The 17,622-nt window shown below is 42.8% G+C and carries 19 protein-coding genes and 3 pseudogenes; all 22 read right to left on the bottom strand.

Annotated elements, in window-relative coordinates; translation table 11 throughout:
* Positions 1-4 precede the first annotated feature (4 nt).
* The gene (rsmB, locus tag GOM48_RS01875; protein WP_235098013.1) at positions 5-1,318 is read right to left on the bottom strand and encodes a 16S rRNA (cytosine(967)-C(5))-methyltransferase RsmB; all 1,314 of its coding nucleotides are present in this window, start codon (positions 1,316-1,318) and stop codon (positions 5-7) included.
* A complete protein-coding gene (gene fmt, locus GOM48_RS01870; protein WP_235098011.1) occupies positions 1,311-2,246 on the bottom strand; it encodes a methionyl-tRNA formyltransferase in 936 nt (311 codons plus the stop codon). Before fmt ends, rsmB begins: the two co-directional genes overlap by 8 nt.
* A 12-nt stretch (positions 2,247-2,258) precedes the next feature.
* Positions 2,259-4,655: a primosomal protein N' gene (locus GOM48_RS01865; protein ID WP_235098009.1), complete on the bottom strand. Its 2,397-nt coding sequence runs from the start codon at positions 4,653-4,655 to the stop codon at positions 2,259-2,261.
* 65 nt (positions 4,656-4,720) lie between these two features.
* Positions 4,721-5,035 carry a DNA-directed RNA polymerase subunit omega gene (gene rpoZ / locus GOM48_RS01860; protein WP_002874282.1) on the bottom strand — a complete coding sequence of 105 codons (315 nt, stop codon included), beginning with the start codon at positions 5,033-5,035 and terminating at the stop codon, positions 4,721-4,723.
* Between the two features lie 24 nt (positions 5,036-5,059).
* Positions 5,060-5,686 (bottom strand): guanylate kinase, encoded by a 627-nt coding sequence (gmk, locus tag GOM48_RS01855; protein ID WP_000775041.1) that lies wholly within the window; start codon positions 5,684-5,686, stop codon positions 5,060-5,062.
* Positions 5,687-5,820: 134 nt separating this feature from the next.
* A complete protein-coding gene (locus GOM48_RS01850; protein WP_235098007.1) occupies positions 5,821-7,434 on the bottom strand; it encodes a ribonuclease Y in 1,614 nt (537 codons plus the stop codon).
* A 207-nt stretch (positions 7,435-7,641) separates the two neighbouring features.
* A pseudogene (locus GOM48_RS01845) lies at positions 7,642-7,794 on the bottom strand (recombinase family protein); the annotation flags it as partial.
* Between the two features lie 129 nt (positions 7,795-7,923).
* The gene (locus tag GOM48_RS01840) at positions 7,924-8,688 is read right to left on the bottom strand and encodes a DUF6994 family protein (protein ID WP_084910706.1); all 765 of its coding nucleotides are present in this window, start codon (positions 8,686-8,688) and stop codon (positions 7,924-7,926) included.
* A gap of 109 nt (positions 8,689-8,797) precedes the next feature.
* Positions 8,798-9,291: pseudogene (locus tag GOM48_RS01835) on the bottom strand (KilA-N domain-containing protein); the annotation flags it as partial.
* Between the two features lie 5 nt (positions 9,292-9,296).
* Positions 9,297-9,422: pseudogene (locus tag GOM48_RS01830) on the bottom strand (restriction endonuclease); the annotation flags it as partial.
* Positions 9,423-9,630: 208 nt separating this feature from the next.
* A complete protein-coding gene (locus GOM48_RS01825; protein WP_235098001.1) occupies positions 9,631-9,885 on the bottom strand; it encodes a Txe/YoeB family addiction module toxin in 255 nt (84 codons plus the stop codon).
* 3 nt (positions 9,886-9,888) lie between these two features.
* On the bottom strand, positions 9,889-10,143 hold the full coding sequence (locus GOM48_RS01820; protein WP_235097998.1) for a type II toxin-antitoxin system Phd/YefM family antitoxin: 255 nt from the start codon (positions 10,141-10,143) through the stop codon (positions 9,889-9,891).
* A gap of 131 nt (positions 10,144-10,274) precedes the next feature.
* The gene (locus tag GOM48_RS01815; protein ID WP_235097996.1) at positions 10,275-11,372 is read right to left on the bottom strand and encodes a nucleotidyltransferase; all 1,098 of its coding nucleotides are present in this window, start codon (positions 11,370-11,372) and stop codon (positions 10,275-10,277) included.
* A gap of 9 nt (positions 11,373-11,381) precedes the next feature.
* A complete protein-coding gene (locus GOM48_RS01810; RefSeq protein ID WP_235098708.1) occupies positions 11,382-12,122 on the bottom strand; it encodes a class I SAM-dependent DNA methyltransferase in 741 nt (246 codons plus the stop codon).
* Positions 12,123-12,229: 107 nt separating this feature from the next.
* On the bottom strand, positions 12,230-12,583 hold the full coding sequence (gene rsfS, locus GOM48_RS01805; protein ID WP_235097993.1) for a ribosome silencing factor: 354 nt from the start codon (positions 12,581-12,583) through the stop codon (positions 12,230-12,232).
* Complete coding sequence (yqeK, locus tag GOM48_RS01800) at positions 12,584-13,177, bottom strand: bis(5'-nucleosyl)-tetraphosphatase (symmetrical) YqeK (protein ID WP_235097991.1); 594 nt, start codon at positions 13,175-13,177, stop codon at positions 12,584-12,586.
* A complete protein-coding gene (locus GOM48_RS01795; RefSeq protein ID WP_235097989.1) occupies positions 13,177-13,806 on the bottom strand; it encodes a nicotinate-nucleotide adenylyltransferase in 630 nt (209 codons plus the stop codon). The genes yqeK and GOM48_RS01795 overlap by 1 nt, the downstream gene beginning before the upstream one ends.
* 51 nt (positions 13,807-13,857) lie before the next feature.
* On the bottom strand, positions 13,858-14,169 hold the full coding sequence (gene yhbY, locus GOM48_RS01790; RefSeq protein ID WP_000060171.1) for a ribosome assembly RNA-binding protein YhbY: 312 nt from the start codon (positions 14,167-14,169) through the stop codon (positions 13,858-13,860).
* 213 nt (positions 14,170-14,382) lie between these two features.
* Positions 14,383-15,489 (bottom strand): ribosome biogenesis GTPase YqeH, encoded by a 1,107-nt coding sequence (gene yqeH / locus GOM48_RS01785; RefSeq protein WP_235097987.1) that lies wholly within the window; start codon positions 15,487-15,489, stop codon positions 14,383-14,385.
* Between the two features lie 2 nt (positions 15,490-15,491).
* A complete protein-coding gene (locus tag GOM48_RS01780; RefSeq protein WP_235097986.1) occupies positions 15,492-16,019 on the bottom strand; it encodes a YqeG family HAD IIIA-type phosphatase in 528 nt (175 codons plus the stop codon).
* Positions 16,020-16,036: 17 nt separating this feature from the next.
* Entirely contained in the window at positions 16,037-16,945 is a 909-nt protein-coding gene (locus tag GOM48_RS01775) for a magnesium transporter CorA family protein (RefSeq protein ID WP_000899717.1), read from the bottom strand.
* A gap of 57 nt (positions 16,946-17,002) precedes the next feature.
* A complete protein-coding gene (locus GOM48_RS01770) occupies positions 17,003-17,563 on the bottom strand; it encodes a mechanosensitive ion channel family protein (RefSeq protein ID WP_235097983.1) in 561 nt (186 codons plus the stop codon).
* Positions 17,564-17,622: the final 59 nt, after the last annotated feature.

The following is a 17,622-nucleotide window of genomic DNA, read 5'->3' as shown; positions in this document are numbered from 1 at the left end:
CTTCCTAATCAGATATCTTGCGGAATTGGCTTATAAAGAATCCATCACTTCCGTACAATTCAGGAGTGATCAAGATACAGCCGTCCTTCAAAATATCCTTGCATTCATGTTCTAGTTTAACCTGCTCAAACTCGGGGTGACTTTCTAAAAATGCCTCAACGACGTGAAAGTTTTCCTCTGAGACGATAGTGCAGGTACTATACGTTATTATACCACCTTTTCGTAAGGTTTGACAAACACTACCTAGTATTTCCAGCTGAATTTGCTGTAATGATGCGAAATCCGCCGTTTCTTTATTGTATTTGATATCTGGTTTGCGACGCAAGAGGCCAATCCCAGAACAAGGAGCATCTACTAAAATCTTGTCAAACGAGTCACGATCGAAAAACTCATGAACTTTTCTGGCGTCCAATTTTTGCGTTTGCACTCGATCTGCTACCTCCAAACGTTGGGCGTTTTCTTGGATCAAGTCCAACTTGTGATCATAAAGGTCCAAAGCCGTCACCTTACCCGATGTGAGGTAAGAGGCCATATGGACTGTTTTTCCGCCAGGAGCGGCACAGGCATCCAGTACCTGCTCATCACCTTGTAGACGAAGGGTCGGAGCAACCAATTGACTGGACTCGTCTTGTATGGTAATGGCCCCTTCTGCGAACAAATCATGTCCTGCAAAGTGACCTTGCTCCTTGACCAGACCAGTTGCTGCCAAAGGGGAATCAGTCGCCTCTAACAAGGCTTTGATTTCCTCTTTTCGGCTCAAGTCGGTCACCCGGATGCTGGCTTTGTTACGCACCAAAAGACTTTCAAAAATAGCTTGTGCTCGCTCTTCACCGTATTCTTCCTTGAGTTTAGACACGAGCCAAACTGGGAGAGAATAGGCAATGGAATCACGCTTATTTTTTCGCTTAATGCTGTCAATATCTGGCCAGCCCTCTCGCAAAATACGACGAAGGACGGCGTTGACCAATTTTTCACTGCCTTTTTTACGGGCTTTAGCTAGCTCTACAGCTTCATTGACCACTGCGTGATTGGGAACCTTATCCAGATACCGAAGTTGGTAGGCGCTCAGAAGGAGCAGGATATAGAGCCAGTTATCCAGCTTATCCCGGTCTTTGATAAAGTGGGACAGGTACCATTCCAGAGACAGTTTGCGGGCTACCGTTCCGTAGACAATCTCTGTCACCAAGCCCTTGTCTGGTGCTGAGAGTTGACTGTCCTTGAGGTGTTTGTTTAAAGCGATATTCGAATATGCTTGGTTGACTAGAACATCCTCTAGCACTGCTAGGGCGAGACTTCTAGCCGTTTCTACTTTAGTCACCAAATCGTTCTCCTACTGTCAATGTCCGTCCAACTCCGTTGAGGAAGGAAGCAATATCCATCTTAGGCTTGCCTGCTGGCTGCACTTGTTTGAGAGATAGAGCTCCTTCAGCCGTTGCGACGATCAATTCTTTCTTGCCAATAGAGAGGATCTCACCTGGATTTCCCTGACCTTCTACAGGTAGGGCTTCATAGATCTTAAAGCGGTCGCCTTTGAGAAAAGTATGGGCAACAGGCCATGGGTTCATTCCGCGGATTTGGTTGAAGAGTTGGCGGTTGGTTTTAGTCCAATCGAGTTTCTCTTCCTCTGGCTTGATATTTGGCGAGAAAGTGACTTGACTTGGGTCCTGAGGCACAGGTTTGATCTCCCCAGCAGTATAGGCAGGTAAGGTATCCAAAAGCAAATCACGACCAACGATCGCCAATTTTTCAAACAAGGTCCCGACATTGTCTTCATCTGTGATGGGAATACTGCGGCGAGAAATCATATCTCCTGCATCCATTTCTTTAACCATTTCCATGATAGTCACACCAGCTTCCTCATCCCCTTGAATCAAGGCATAATGAATAGGCGCACCACCACGGTGTTTAGGAAGGAGAGATGCGTGAACGTTGACCGCAAAGTCCATGCTATCAAGAAGTTTACTTGGGAGAAATTGTCCAAAAGCAGCGGTCACAATCCCATCAGCCCCCAAATTCATGATAGCTTCCAGCTCTGGGCTTCCAGATAATTTTTCTGGTTGGTAGATAGGAAGACCTGCTTCTTTGGCAGCCTGCTTGACTGGGGTTTCTTGGATCACTTTTTTACGGCCGACAGCGCGGTCTGGCTGGGTCACAACTGCTAGAATCTCGTAACGATCATCTGATAACAAACCCTTCAAAACTGTCGCTGAAAAATCAGGGGTTCCCATAAAGATTAGTTTTGTCATTTCTTCTCCTTCTTATAAAAATTGTTGCGGTTCGTGGTCAATGCTGAGACGAAGCTCGCTATTTTCCCGTTCTTGAGTCAAGGTCAAGACCTGATTGAGGGTTGGACCCAGCTCATCTTCTAAACGGTATTTAATCAAAATCTGGTAATGATAAAGGTTGTGGGTACGGGCAATGGGCTTGGGCGTTGGACCCAGGATTTTACTAGTTTCCGATAAACCTGAGCGCAAAATCCCCATGACTTCATAGGCACGTTTGACAACCTCTTCTTCTTTCTTGTGAGAGAGGGTAATCCCAATAGTGAAATAATAAGGCGGGTAACCGAGTTGGCGCCTGATATTCATTTCATAAGCATAAAAGCCTTCATAATCCTGATCTTTTGCAAAACGAATGGCATAGTGCTCAGGATTATAAGACTGGATCAAGACCTGACCTGCTTTCTCCGCTCGACCTGCCCGTCCTGCCACCTGGGTCAAGAGTTGGAAGGTTCTCTCAGAAGAACGAAAATCTGGTAGATTCAAAGCTGTATCTGCATTGAGCACTCCGACCAAGGTCACATTTGGAAAATCCAAGCCCTTGGCAATCATCTGGGTTCCTAGCAAGATATCCGCTTCCCCTTGACCAAACTGGTCAAGAAGAGCTTGGTGACTGCCTTTCCTACGGGTCGTATCCACATCCATCCGCAGAATGCGGGCCCGAGGAAAGAGTTCTGCTAGCTCATCGTAGGCTTTCTGAGTTCCCGTACCATAGTAACGAATACTGCTGCTCTGACAGTTGGGACAGACATGAGGAATTTCCTTAGAATAACCACAATAATGGCAGTTCATAGTCTTGGTATCCATGTGCAGAGTGAGAGAAATGTCACAGTTGGGACAAGTATCCACAGTCCCACACTCCCGACACATAACAAAGCTAGAATAGCCCCGACGGTTGAGCATAAGGACTACCTGCTCTTTTTTATCCAGTCGGTCTTGGATAGCTTCTAGCAAAGGAGGGGTAAAGTTTGATGTCTCATTTTGTCCGATATAGTCCCGAAAGTCAATCACTTGAACCTCTGGAATCGTAGCCAAAGGATTGGCTCGTTGGGTCAGACGTAAGTGGTGATAGACGCCTTTTCCAGCCCTCGCACGGCTTTCTAAGCTCGGTGTCGCCGAACCAAGGACCAGGGCAGCTTGATTGTACTGGGCCCGTAGAATGGCGACCTCTCTAGCATGATAACGTGGATTGCTGTCTTGCTTGTAACTAGCCTCATGTTCTTCATCGATAATGATGACACCCAGATTTTTCAAAGGAGCAAAGATAGCTGATCGAGCGCCAACAACAACCTGAGCATCGCCACGCTCAACCTTGCGCCATTCGTCGTACTTCTCACCATTGGATAGGCCTGAGTGGAGAATGGCTACTTTCTCACCAAATCGAGCAATAAAACGCTCCGTCATCTGTGGCGTCAGAGAAATCTCAGGAACCAGTAAAATAGCTGTCTTACCCTTGTCCAAGGCTCCTTGGATGATCTGTAAGTATACCTCCGTTTTCCCACTCCCTGTAATCCCTTGAAGGAGGAATGGAGGCTGTTGACTACCAATAGCACTAACAACGGCATCACGCGCCTGTCTTTGCTCCGGATTCAATTCCAAAGGTTGGCTGGCTTCAATACCCTCGAAATAAGCGGCTGAGCGTTGCACTTCCTTTTGGACTAGAGTTAAAGCTCCTTGATCCACAAAGAAGTTAACTTGCTCCCGCGAGTAAGACTCTAACAAGCTAGACAGAGGAGCACTTTCTGTATGAGCAAGCAAATAATCTCTTAGCTCTGCCTTTTTCTTAGCACGAGCAGAAATCTCAATTTCTTCTAATCGCTCAACATGGACCTCATACCAAGACTGGGTCTTGACCTTCTTTTGATCAACTGCCTGATACTCTAAGCGGAGCAGACCTTTTCTGGTCAAGCCCATCATTTCTGCCTGCTTAGCAAGATCTAGAGAAGAAAAAGCTAACGAATCTTCAGAACCAAACAAGCGCTCTTTGTCTGCCTGACTTAGACCTTCTAAAGGATAGAGAATCTTATCATAGCTGGAGTTTAAAAATCCTGGAAGCATGGCTTTTAGAATGGATATTTTGTAAGAAAAGACAGACTTTCGAAGCTCCTCAGCCAGCCAGAGTTGCTCCTGAGTCAATACGGGCGAAAAGTCTAGGACTTCTGCAATCTCTTTCAGGTTCTGAACTGCCACTTCTTCATCCGACTGGGACTCCAAGCCTAGCACAATCCCTTGGATCAAACGATTGCCCTTACCGAAGGGTACATGGACCCTCATACCGGCTTCCAGCATGTCTACAAATTCCTCAGGGATCTTGTAGCTATAAGGCTGGTCCGTCTGCATCAGGGGAACATCCACGATAATCTTTGCGATCGCCATCTTCTCACCTCCTCCTTGTCAGTAAATTCTTGCAATAGAAAAAATAAGATTGAGTCCCCCCAACCTTAAATTTTTTCACCATCTTCTTTTTCTTTAGCGATTTGCTCTTTGATTTTCTTTTCTTCTTCTTCTTTGCGGCGTTTTTCTTCTTCGATACGGAGACGAACCGCTTCACGTTTTCCTTCTGGATCTGGGTGAATCGTAACGTTTCCTGACTCGATTTCTTCCAAAGCGCGAAGAGTTGATTTTTCGGACTTAAACTCTTGAGTAGCTGGCGCACCTGCTTCTAGTTCGTGGGCACGTTTTGCCTCTAAGATTACGAGTGAATATTTTGATGGTACCTTGTCCAGCAAGGTATCGATAGAGGGTTTTAACATCATTTGCTTGTACCTGTTTCCTATAGTTTATCGAGTAGTTGGAGATTTTGGCAACATCTCCTGATAGTGACCAATGACACGGTCCACACGGAAGTGTTCTGCTTCGATTACACGCTTGACACGTTCAGCAGCGAGGGGCACCTGATCGTTGACAATGGCATAATCATACTCACGCATGAGAGCAATTTCTTCCTTAGCTTTTTCGATTCGTTGGGCAATCACTTCAGCGCTATCTGTTCCACGACCTACCAAACGATCTTGCAATTCATCCAAATCTGGTGGCGTTAGAAAGATAAAGACAGCATCTGGAACCTTTTTCTTAACCTGAAGGGCTCCTTGGACTTCAATCTCAAGAAAGACATCGATTCCCTTGTCCAGAGTTTCGTTGACATAGGTCAGAGGAGTTCCATAGTAGTTACCGACATATTCTGCATATTCCAACATCTGACCTTGACGGATCAGCTCTTCAAACTCTTCACGAGTACGGAAGAAATAGTCCACCCCGTCCACTTCACCAGGACGTTGCGCACGTGTCGTCATCGAAACAGAGTATTGAAATTGATTCTCAGAACTCTCAAAAATCTCTCTTCTAACCGTTCCTTTCCCAACTCCTGAAGGACCAGAAAAAACGATTAGCAAGCCTCGGTCTGCCATTATGTCTCCTTTAGTTAGTCTGTGAAATAAAGTGAAATTTCTCTCGGATACTGATGATAGCGTCAGTTATCCTCCTACAGTCTTTCTATCTAGTGTAACAAAAAAGCAGTAATATTTCAACTGCTCTTTTTTATTTATTTAGCATAATCTACTGCACGAAGTTCGCGGATCACGGTTACCTTGATATTTCCTGGGTAATCGAGATTGTTTTCAATTTTCTCACGAACCTTGTGAGCCAAGATTGTGACTTTGTCGTCTTTGATTCGTCCTGGATTAACCATGATACGGATCTCACGTCCTGCTTGAAGGGCAAAGCTATTTTGCACGCCTTCAAAGCCATTGGCGATTTCTTCCAAATCATGGAGACGCTTGATATAGCTTTCAAGAGATTCACTACGAGCACCTGGACGCGCTGCGCTCAAGGCATCTGCTGCAGCAACGATCACTGCAATGACGCTTTCAGCTTCGACATCACCGTGGTGGCTAGCAATAGTATTCACCACAACTGGGTGTTCCTTGTACTTACGAGCCAACTCCGTACCAATCTCAACGTGGCTACCTTCAACCTCGCGGTCAATGGCTTTCCCGATGTCATGAAGGAAGCCAGCACGACGGGCAAGAGCTGCATTTTCACCAAGTTCACTCGCGATGATACCAGATAACTTAGCAACCTCAATCGAATGACGCAAGACATTTTGTCCATATGAAGTACGGAACTGCAAACGTCCCATGATCTTCATCAAGTCTGGATGGAGGTTTGGCGCACCAATCTCATAGGCAGCAGCCTCACCGTATTCACGGATTTTGTTGTCAATCTCCCGACGGTTTTTCTCCACCAACTCCTCGATACGAGCTGGGTGGATACGGCCATCCTTGAGCAACATTTCCATGGTCATACGAGCAATTTCACGACGAATCGGATCAAATCCTGACAAGGTCACCACTTCTGGCGTATCGTCGATGATAACATCGACCCCTGTCAAACTTTCAAAGGTACGAATATTGCGTCCTTCACGACCGATAATGCGTCCCTTCATGGTATCGTCTGGTAGGTGAACTGTAGAGTTTGTTGACTCCGCTACATACTCACCAGCGATACGCTGCATAGCCTGAACCAAGATATCTTTCGCGATCTTATCTGAACGTTCCTTGACCTCTTGCTCTGCCTCACGAATGCGGCTAGCAATTTCCTTAGTTAAGTTTTCCTCTGTTTGAGCCAAGATAATATCTCGAGCCTCAGTTTGGGAAAGGGAGCCGATACGTTCAAGTTCAGCTTCTTTTTGTCTTTCGACTTCCTCTAATTGCTCTTCACGTGCATCAAGGTTTTTTGCTCTATCAGAAATACTTTGTTCTTTTTGTTCAAGTGTTTTTTCTTTGTTCGTCAAATTGTCGTCTTTACGGTCAAGGCTCGTAGCTCTCTCCGTCAAACGACTTTCAATTTGCTTGAGCTCCTGACGTTCTGACTTAAATTCAGCGTCCACTTCTTCACGGTATTTTCTGGCTTCCTCTTTGGCCTCCAATAGTGCTTCTTTTTTAAGAGACTTGCTTTCGCTCTTGGCTTCGTTTAGCAATAAATCCGCTTCGCGCTCAGCTTGTCCTCGTAAATTAGTTGCTTCTTGTTCAGCATTTAGAAGCATCAACTCTGCAGCCTCTTGTGATGATTTCATCTTAGCTGAGATGCTGACATATCCAATGACTAAACCAATGATGACGGCAAAAACAGCAATCGCAAGTGTCATGATTTCCATGTTTTTACCTCATTAAATTTGTTTATCGAATGACATACATTCTTTAATATTCTATCATAAAAAACCGATTTTCACAAACCTTAAATGGAATATATTCTATTGAATTTTGGCCAAATTCCTCATTTTTTTTATGCAAACTTTCTATCTCTAAAAAAGTAAAAAGCCTACCTCTCAGTAGACTTTGTTTGATTCTATTCTAATGGGTACTCTGCCGAAACGAGATAAATCTTTTACCATAATGATAGAAAACTTTCCTTTATTCAGGTCATCAATCATATTCTTAAAATTTGGCCGCTCAAAATTAAAACCACTATATCCATCATCTACATATTCATAGGATAATTCAATAGATTTCTCTTCTACCTCAAAAGCAAAAAGGATAAATTCCCCCTACACTTTAATAGTAAAAATTTATCCCTCTTGGTAACCTCTTTTATTAATTTTTTTGATAAAGAAAACGCACATTTTATTTAACTGGTGCTGAAATCTTTATAATAATATTTTTTTAGTTCTTTCTAGAATAATGATATTAAGATTTTTCATATATCTTATATATTCTTCTTCTGTGCTAGCAATCGAAATATCTTCTTTATCTAAAAAGACAACCTGATTGTTCTCTAAATCTGATTTAATTAAATCTATAATTTTATTTTGCTCATATATAAATCCTTCTAACTTGAAAAACTCGACAAAGTTCTTAAATCCATTTTTACAATTATCATCATCAATAAATAGTTCAAACCATTCATGGTAATTCTCTATAGCATAATCTATTTTTGAATTATTATTTCTCACAAACCATTCTTTTATAGCATATAGTGTTAAATCAAAACGATCATAATATCCGTTTTTTCCACCTCTAGCCTGATTAACGGTTTCTTTTCCACCACCTCTAGGGAAAAGAATGTGTCCACCTATTGTTCTTGAAATTTTCAAATGATCTAAAATTATTCTGTCGTTTAATCCTGCCTCTTTTGCCCAATAAATAGAAGCTCCTATATAATCACTTGATAATAAATACTTATCCTTATCAATAAATAAAGTATAAAAATCTCCTTTTCCAAAGTTTTGGCATTTATTACATACAGATGTTATTTTAAGTTTTTCTTTTGAATCATCATCAAAAAACATCTCACATAAATCATCGTACAACGCCTTACTACATACATCAGGATCCTTTCTATAATCATAATCTAATGAAAAACCTTTGGGAAAATAAGGATATAAATCAAATAGATAATTTTTAAACTTCATATTTATTATTCTCCATTAAATCTTTTTAGGCAATTTAAAGTCAAATTTCCCCCCAAGCACACCCGCACTTACTCCCGCAACTACTACAAGTGTTGTACTAATTGTTCTTATTTTCTTCACGCCACTGTTTAGCTCTTTTGTTAAATAAAACAACATTGAGCATATCTGCTTCACTTGCATACTTGTAAGACAACTGTTCGTTGGTAAGATCTTTTAAGAGATATTCTTTGATTGCATCTGTATGAATTTTGTAGTTAATCTTAGAAATTTCTCTATTCAAATTCCAGCCTAATGATAGCTTAGAATTCTCATCTGACTTAAGTCTTTTGTAATCCTGAATTACATACATCTTAAATTCAGCAGAAATCCATGAAGCAAATTCAAAGGCAATATCTGTATGTGCAAATGCACCACCATATCCTCCACCTTTTGAGATAATTCCGATTGCTCCAGTTTTCTCTACCCATTTCTTAGGAGACAATGTAAATGAATTATATCCAGCTTCCGATTTAATTCGGTCGAATTGAAATTCATGTTGTTTAAGCTTTCCCATAAACCAAGAAATTCAATTGTATCTTTTCTTCTCATCCAATTTTTAATTACATCACTCGATACTTATCCGCACGATAAGCTCCACGCAAGGTGTTCGCAATCGACCAAACTGCATTGACTACATTTGAAATCTGAACATCGTTCGACTGGAATATCGGTAGTTTTTCTTTAAAATTAGACATTTGCTTCCCCTGTTTTTATGATTTACAATTCTCCTCATTATACCACAAAACAAGAGTTATAAAGCGAATCCAACGGACAAGAATCTAGCTATTATAATAAAATTTTTCACTGGATTTTTAACTTATGAAATCTGTCATTTTCCAAACAGCTTTATCTTTAATTTATTAGCTAAAATTTCTAAAATAAAAAGCCTACCTTTCAGTAGACTTAGTAGTGATCTTTGAAGGACAAGAAAGCCACGCTATCTCCATCTATCATATAAATCAAGCGATTTTCTGCATCAATGCGCCGCGACCAAGCTCCTTGATAGTCATACTTGAGTGGTTCTGGTTTCCCCATTCCTACAAAAGGATCGCGTTGAATATCCTTGATTAGCATGTTGATTCTTTTTAATGCTTTCTTGTCCTGAGTTTGCCAGTAACAATAATCCGCCCAGGCATCTTCTGTAAACTTGAGTAGCATTCCTCACTCCTCAATCACATGCACCTGAGTGCTTCCAGTACGGACTTGAGCCAGTCCTAGCAAAACCTTGTCAGAAAGTTCCTTATTTTGAGCGATTCTTAGGGTTTCTTGAATACTATCCCACTCACTCTTTGAAAGGACAACAATATCCTCATCAGGATTTTTATTGACCACCGTCAAAGGCTCAAATTCATCGTTTACCTTTTTCATATAGTCCTTTAAATGATTTCGGAATGTTGAGTAAAGAACTGCTTCCATAACCATACCTCGTTTTGCCTCTTTTCCACTATTATACACAAAAAGAAAGAAATTGTCAGGAACTTGTACAAGATTTTTCTTTTCTATCTATTTATTCGGAAAAATTTCAAAAAGCCTACCTTTCAGTAGACTTAGTTTGATTCTATTCTTATCGGCACTCTTCCAAAATTCTGCTCTGCTATACTTAGGTGTCCTAGTTGGTAAATCTGGTCTGCTTTTTGGGTCATGGCATCCCAAGGCTCTTTCCCAATTCGGCTGACTAGTTGGACTTGGTCTTTCAGAGATTTGAGATGTTGTCTGCCTTTTTCTGTAAATCCTAGGACATGAACGGCTTCTGGCAAGTCACTTTCTCTGGCCTGCACTAGGATATAGGTCAAGAGGCGTCTGACACGCGCCTTGGTGTAGCGTTTGGTCGCAACCGCCTCGACCAATTCGTCAACAGACTGGGCTGTCTTGATCGCTTCCTTGATACGCACTGCCATTTCTTGATTGACCTGATAGATGGTGGTTAGGTCTGGATTTGACAAGATTTGATAGCGGAGCAAGGGAAAATAGTCATCCCAGCTCACCTTACTAGCATTTTCAAAAAGCTCTACAGAAGGCATAAAGCGTTCTAAGAAATCTTTGTCCCTCTGGTGCTGACGGAGGGCTGTCGCCGAGGCAAAGTCCACATTCTTGTCCACAGAATGGTAACTCGCTCCCTGACGCTGAATCGGCTGGAGTTTGATGTTGCGTCCTGCAACCGCCTTGGCATAGGCCAGAGCAAGGACATGATTGGGCGTATTGCCTGAAAAATCAAGACCAGCAAATTCCTTCCACATGGCTTGGGTTTTCTGAGGATAGGAGAGAGAATCAGGCAGATTTTCCACAAAATTCTCCATCTCAGCACCTTGCTCTGTGTATAAGTCAGCAATTTTTTGGTAATCCAGAAATTCCTCTGTCCCAAAAGCTAGGCTATCAATGCCCAACCGAGCCAAGATATCCACAGCTCCTTGGCCAAAGAAATCTGCCGCCTGAACACTGACTAAAAAGGGCAATTCCACTACCAAGTCTGCGCCATTTTCCAGTGCCATCTGGGCCCTTGTCCACTTATCAACGATAGCAGGCTCGCCTCTCTGCATGAAATTCCCAGACATGGCCACGATTTTCAGCCCTTCCACCTGATCCAGCAGGTATTTGTGCCCATTATGAAAAGGATTGAACTCCGCGATAATACCTGTGATGGTCATGATGTTCTCCTACTTCTGCGCGACAAAAAACCAACGGGTAGTGGTTTCTGTTGGTTCCTTGTCCTCAAAGTCCGCATAGAGTTTGAAAGACTTGAAACCAGCCTGTTCCAGCAAAATATCATAGGTCAAGACCTCATAGGTCCGCTCCTCATGCACTTCGTCGTAGCGACTAAAGGAACCGTCAGCCTCCTTGATAAAGAAGGTCAACTCATGCACGACGGAGTGAGGAGCTTCGTCCTCATAGGTGTCCCAAAGCATGGCAAAATCTTCCGCATTTTCATGGTAAGAATAGCCTGGAAAAACCTCATCCGTCTGGTAGGTCGAATGCACATCAAAGATGAAAACTCCGTCTCCATTGAGAGCATTATACACTTCCTTAAAGACGTCTCCTACCTCCACCTCATCCTGCATGTAGCAGATAGAGTCAGAGTAGCAAGTCACAAAATCATATTTACCTGCCTTGGATAAATCCAGCATATTGCCTTCAATAAAATTAATCTTTTGCTTGGCTGATGTCGCTCTCTTTTCAGCAATCTTCAGCATATCCGCGCTCAAGTCAAGTCCTGTCACATCAAAACCTGCCTGAGAAAAGCGCACAGACTGGATACCTGTCCCGCAAGCCAGTTCCAAGAGTTTTTTTCTCTCCTTGGTCTTAGGCAAATGACGCAGAGAAAAATCCGTCCATTTATCGTATAAACTATCGTCCATCACAGCATCGTAAACAGCCGCAAAGGTTTCATAAGTTGCCATAATCATGATACCAAGAGCCTCCATGGCAAACACCACTCGCCCTCACCTTTCCATCAATTTTCTAAAATAAGCAAATAAACCCAGTTGACTGCAACTGAGTTCATCTTCTACGCCAAAGTTTCAGATAAATCTACTGAATTCGCTTCATGCCATAGCTTCTCTAGGTTATAGTGGGCACGCATTTCTTCTGAGAAGATATGCACAACGACACCGCCTAGGTCCAACAACACCCAGCCTCCAGCTGCATCGCCTTCGACATGGCTGCCTTTAAAGCCTGCTTGAGCTACTTTTTCACGGATATTGTCAGCGATAGCGTCCAACTGACGGCTATTCATCGAGCTAGTGATAACAAAGTAGTCTGTCACGCTGGTCAAATTCTGTACATCAAGTGCGAGGATATCCTCCGCGCGTTTCTCATCAGCCGCTTTCACGACTAGTTCTAGTAATTCTTTTTCGTTCATTTAGTCCTCTTTCAAATAGTGCACAAAGGCGTTATAGGTTTCAAGGGTTTGGGGATAGATGGGGAATCCCTGATGAGCTAGATGCTCCACGGTACGAGCTGTTTCGTAGGCCACTGCCTTATTGAGCGATAGCTCAGCAATCTCACGTGCCTCGTCCACTCCAGGGAAGGCACGATTATGCTCGATATAGTCTGCGACATATATAACCTTATCAAGATCAGTCATCTGGTCAGCCCCGACTGTATGGATTTCAATAGCTCGCAAGATTTCTGGATCATGCAAATCCAAATCTTCCTGAATCTTGTAGATACCAACCATGCCATGCCAGACATTATTGCCCCAGTTTTTGAGGTCAGGATTTAGCTGATAACGGTCAATCAAGTCTAGAAATTCCTGATCTGACAACTTTTTAGCATAGTCATGAAGGAGACCTGCTAGACCGGCTTTCTCAACATCGACTCCAAATCTCTCCGCTAACTCTATAGCTGCACGCTCTACACCTAGACAGTGGGTTAGGCGTTTCTCGGGTAGAAGCTCTGCCATTCTTTCCAACAAAACCTCACGGGAACAGTTGATATAGTCTTGATAGGTCATCAGTAGAGCCCCTCCTTCTCGATGTAGTCTAGCACTGACTGTGGTAATAGAAAGTTAGGTGTTCGTCCTTGGGCAATGAAGTCACGCACCATGCTGGACGAGATGTCCATGAGAGGCACATCCACCCAGATAACTGGATAGGAAGTCCCAGCCTTGTAGCGTGGGCGCTGAACCCCTACAAACTGAACCATGTCGACCAGCTCATCAATTCGGTACCACTTAGGCAGATAGTCCACCATATCAGCACCGATAATGAAGTAATAATCCGTATCTGGATGTTGCTCGGTCAAAATCTTCATGGTGTCGTAGGTGTAGGAAATGCCCTTGCGCTCTAACTCGATTGTTTCAATGGCTAGGCCTTCAATCCCCTCAATCGCCAACTCAAGCATCTTGAGCCGATGGCACTCGGGGATGGTTTCCTTTTTATCTACATGAGGAGGTTGGTATTCGGGCATGAGCAGGACCTGGTCCAGTCCTAACTGTTGTCGTACTTGGTCCGCCACAACAAGATGGGCATTGTGAACGGGATTAAAATTCCCTCCTAGAATCCCGACTTGTTTGCGTTTTTTCTCCTTGATTTCTGGCTCCAACTCTACCTTGGTAAAGGGAGTCAATAATTCGATTGCCATAGGCTCGTCTTCCTTTAATTCTCTGTAAAAACAGTTGTTTGGAGTAGGGTTTTAGATTTCTTTGACTTTTTTAGAAATCTTGCGATTTTCTTTCTTGCTGGATTGTTTATACAAAATCAAGATGCGTCCGATTTTTTGGACAGTATCCACACCGATTTCTTCTTCCAAGATTTCAGCTACTTCATGGATATTTTCATCTGTGTTTTGTAAGAGTGTAACTTTAATCAATTCGCGGGCGTCAAGAGCTTGACGAACGCTGGTCTTGATTTGGTCGTTAAGTCCATTTTTCCCGATTTGGATGATGGGTTTGAGGGTGTGTGCCTGGCTGTTGAGGAAGGCACGTTGTTTTGATGTTAATGACATAATTTCTTTAAAAGAGTTTCTTTTTATACTTTTCTGAAGTGGTGACGGACGTCAGCAAAGTCCTTCGGACTTTCATGACTAAAATTTGAGCCTAAGGTCTCAAATTTTCCGCAGTTGGTACAATCACTTGTACCAACTAACACCACGGCGAAAAGTATCTTCTACGGGCTCGCAACGCTCGCCTTAATAAAGACAACTCTTTCCTTTCTGTGTTTAAATAATGGCTTTTCGTGTGACGACAGCGACGCCTTCTGGTGCCCAGACGGCGACTTTGGCGGTGTCTGTTACGCGGATCCAGCCTAGTCCTGAGATGACTAAATCTGTCTTGTCCTTGATGGTAAAGACGTGTTGGACTAGTTTTGGAAAATCTTCTTTTTCCTTACTATTTGGTGGTGTCAGAAGGGTTCCAAGGTGCTTGTCATAAAATGCACTAGCGCCTTCTAGCTTGGTACGGTGGAGTTTGAGTTCATTGTCAAAGAAGGCTGTGAAGCCTTGTTTTTCTCCTGAAATAAAGTCAAACCGTCCTAAACCACCTAAAAACAGGGTTTGCTCAGGGTTAAGTTGATAGGTTTTAGGCTTGATTTCCTTTTTAGGGCTGACATACTTGAGGTTTTTGGCTGTCAAGTAGTGGGCCATCTGGTGTCGGTGGATAATTCCCGGTGTATCGTAAATATAAGATCCGTCGTCAAGCGGAATCTCAATCTTGTCCAAGGTTGTCCCCGGGAAGCGCGAAGTCGTGATGACATTCTGGTTGCCCGTAATTTCTTGGATAATAGCATTGATAAGGGTTGACTTCCCAACATTGGTCACGCCAACTACGTAGACATCACGGCCCTTACGATAGTGTTCAATCTTGTCAATGACTTCCTTGATAGCATACTTATTCTGGGCTGAAGTCAGGACGACATCAACAGGGCGAAGACCTTCTTCGTGGGCACGCTCCATGAGCCACTGGCTAATCTTGCTCGGTTTAACGGACTTAGGTAGAATATCTTTTTTATTTCCAACCAAGAGGACATCATTACCCGAGACAAAGCGTGGCAAGCCTGGGATAACAGAGCCATTAAAGTCAAAGATATCAATGACATTGACCACTAAGGCATCACTGTCTCCTACCTCGTGCAAGAGCTTGAGGAAATCATCGTCCGTCAACTGGACATCTGTGATTTCATTGTAATGACGGAGACGGAAACAGCGTTGGCAATAGACTTCGCCTGTCTCCAACCCTTTTTCGAGTGCCGACTGGGGAGTGAAACCAAGACCAGCCTTGTCTGTCGTCTGAATGGTTGCTCCACAACCAATACAGAGAATTTCTTCCATAGTTAAATTCCTTTTTTATATGTAATCGGTCCGTACTTTTCAGTGATTTTGCACATGACACGGCGCTCGCGAGCTCGGTTAATCTGCGTTTTGATCGAGTCGTGTTGGACCAAGGGTTTGACCAAGATCGAGCGAATGCCTGCACGATGCGCTGCCCGAATATCCGTCATGAGCTGATCGCCGACCATAACCACTTCATTTTTCTCGTAGTGAAATTCCTTCATGGCACGATCAATCCCAAATGTGAAAGGCTTCAAGGCCCAGTAGACGTAATCAATCCCAAATTTCTCAACTGCTCGTTGAACTCGTTTTTTGGTGTTATTTGAGACCACGATGACACGAATACCTGCGTCACGAAGGTCATGTAGCCATTGCTTCATCTCTGGAGTCCCATCAGGGTTGTTCCAAGCAATGAGGGTATTATCCAAATCGACCAAAACAGCCTTGATCCCCTGCGCCTGCAGGCTTGGGACTGTCAGAACATAGACCGCTTCCACAGCAAAATCTGGCATATAGTTTTCAATTGCCATTCTGGCTCCTTTTCTTTTTAATTTCTAGCAATTTTCTTTAAACATTGGGCTAAGACTGCCCATAAAATGAGACTAGCTATCAAAATATAAATCCAAGCATTCGGTTCATCTGTAAACGGTAAAGGGACATTCATTCCGAAGAATCCTGTAATAACCGCAAGGATAGCCAGCAAGACTGAGATAATTGTCAAAGTTGTCAAATTATCATTCAAATTATTATTTAGGATGTTGTTGTAAGAGGCTGAGAGTTGTTGCAAAACTTGAGAAATCAAGTCTGTCATCGAAACCAACTGATGCGCTTCAATCATAGCATCATCAAACTGCTCTCTTTCTACCTCATTAAGATTGCGATAAAGAGCATGCCCTTGGATATGTTCCAAGAGGAGACGATTTTGTTTGGCAGCAGCTGTCAAGTAAACCATACCAGTTTCCAAGTCAGAGAGGGCAAAAAGATTTTTTTTAGTTGTTTTTTGACGAAGAAGTGCACTGATTTCATCCTTACTTTTATCCATCTCTTCAATAACTGGATAATAAGCATTGCTAATAATCTCTAAACTGGCAAAAAGAAATTTGTAGATGGAAATAATTTCATGACTTTCAAGGTAGGTCGCCATGCGTTTAATCACATAAGTATTCTTGTGATTGCTGATAGTGATCAGTCGTTGTTTTTCAACGATAAAGGTCATCGGAATCGCTTCATAATATTCTTTGTCTTTTTCTAAATCAAGAACATTATAAATGAAGGTTACCGTCCCCGTTTCACGGTTATAATCCATATGGGCTCGTTCATTTCTATCTAGAGCATACTCGATGGTTTCCTTGTCCAATCCATAGACGTCAGAAAGATCTTCCATGTTTTTAATCTTGTCCACATCAAGGTCTATCCAGGTGCAATCATGACCTAGTTTTTTCTCTACAAATAGCATACTCTCTCCTTTACCAAACTCTTTCTATTGTACCACAAATCTGCTAAAATAGTCGGACTATTCAGTACGAGATAGATTGCTGACGACGGTGATATTGCGGTTGGGAACAAAGTGAAGGGCTTGATCGTCACCTCGCAGTTGCGTTGTACGAATTCCTACGCTAACAACCTTTCCAGATACGGTAATAGGACCATTTGTGAGGACCACTTCGTCGCCCACATCGAGCTGACGTTCAAAGAGGATGAAAAAGCCGTTGATGACATCGGATAAAAAGCCTTGAGCCCCCATCCCAATGGCAACCCCAGCAATCCCTGCCCCAGCAAGGAGGCTAGAAACTGGCAAACCCAAAATAGACAAGATACAGTAAATCAAAAAGAAATAAAGGGTGTAGTTAAAGATATTCTCAAGCAAACGAGAAATGGTCTTTTGTCTGCCTGCATCTCGATTGGAAAATTTAAGCGAGGGCTTGACAATCTTTCGGACAGTCGCATGAAGCATCTTTTTAGCTATATAAAATAGCAGAAACAAAATCAAAAGAGAGATCACCTTGGTCAAGACATTCTCTAATACAGTTGTTACATCCAATTTATCAAGATAACGTTGAAAAAATTCTTGCATACAAAACTCCTTTTTAGTATTATACCACAAATCATCCCGTTCAAATCCCTCATAAATAT

It is taken from the genome of Streptococcus oralis (assembly GCF_021497885.1).
Lineage (GTDB): Bacteria > Bacillota > Bacilli > Lactobacillales > Streptococcaceae > Streptococcus > Streptococcus oralis_BQ.
The sequence above is the reverse complement of the archived record's forward strand: the minus strand, read 5'-3'. Positions and strand labels throughout refer to the sequence as shown.

Bases quoted from the DNA above. Each gene is read 5' to 3' on its own strand.
- fmt (WP_235098011.1), bottom strand. From the start codon at position 2,246: ATGACAAAACTAATCTTTATGGGAACCCCTGATTTTTCAGCGACAGTT.
- GOM48_RS01865 (WP_235098009.1), bottom strand. From the start codon at position 4,655: ATGGCGATCGCAAAGATTATCGTGGATGTTCCCCTGATGCAGACGGAC.
- rpoZ (WP_002874282.1), bottom strand. From the start codon at position 5,035: ATGATGTTAAAACCCTCTATCGATACCTTGCTGGACAAGGTACCATCA.
- gmk (WP_000775041.1), bottom strand. From the start codon at position 5,686: ATGGCAGACCGAGGCTTGCTAATCGTTTTTTCTGGTCCTTCAGGAGTT.
- GOM48_RS01850 (WP_235098007.1), bottom strand. From the start codon at position 7,434: ATGGAAATCATGACACTTGCGATTGCTGTTTTTGCCGTCATCATTGGT.
- GOM48_RS01840 (WP_084910706.1), bottom strand. From the start codon at position 8,688: ATGAAGTTTAAAAATTATCTATTTGATTTATATCCTTATTTTCCCAAA.
- GOM48_RS01825 (WP_235098001.1), bottom strand. From the start codon at position 9,885: ATGCTACTCAAGTTTACAGAAGATGCCTGGGCGGATTATTGTTACTGG.
- GOM48_RS01820 (WP_235097998.1), bottom strand. From the start codon at position 10,143: ATGGAAGCAGTTCTTTACTCAACATTCCGAAATCATTTAAAGGACTAT.
- GOM48_RS01815 (WP_235097996.1), bottom strand. From the start codon at position 11,372: ATGACCATCACAGGTATTATCGCGGAGTTCAATCCTTTTCATAATGGG.
- GOM48_RS01810 (WP_235098708.1), bottom strand. From the start codon at position 12,122: ATGGCAACTTATGAAACCTTTGCGGCTGTTTACGATGCTGTGATGGAC.
- rsfS (WP_235097993.1), bottom strand. From the start codon at position 12,583: ATGAACGAAAAAGAATTACTAGAACTAGTCGTGAAAGCGGCTGATGAG.
- yqeK (WP_235097991.1), bottom strand. From the start codon at position 13,177: ATGACCTATCAAGACTATATCAACTGTTCCCGTGAGGTTTTGTTGGAA.
- GOM48_RS01795 (WP_235097989.1), bottom strand. From the start codon at position 13,806: ATGGCAATCGAATTATTGACTCCCTTTACCAAGGTAGAGTTGGAGCCA.
- yhbY (WP_000060171.1), bottom strand. From the start codon at position 14,169: ATGTCATTAACATCAAAACAACGTGCCTTCCTCAACAGCCAGGCACAC.
- yqeH (WP_235097987.1), bottom strand. From the start codon at position 15,489: ATGGAAGAAATTCTCTGTATTGGTTGTGGAGCAACCATTCAGACGACA.
- GOM48_RS01780 (WP_235097986.1), bottom strand. From the start codon at position 16,019: ATGGCAATTGAAAACTATATGCCAGATTTTGCTGTGGAAGCGGTCTAT.
- GOM48_RS01775 (WP_000899717.1), bottom strand. From the start codon at position 16,945: ATGCTATTTGTAGAGAAAAAACTAGGTCATGATTGCACCTGGATAGAC.
- GOM48_RS01770 (WP_235097983.1), bottom strand. From the start codon at position 17,563: ATGCAAGAATTTTTTCAACGTTATCTTGATAAATTGGATGTAACAACT.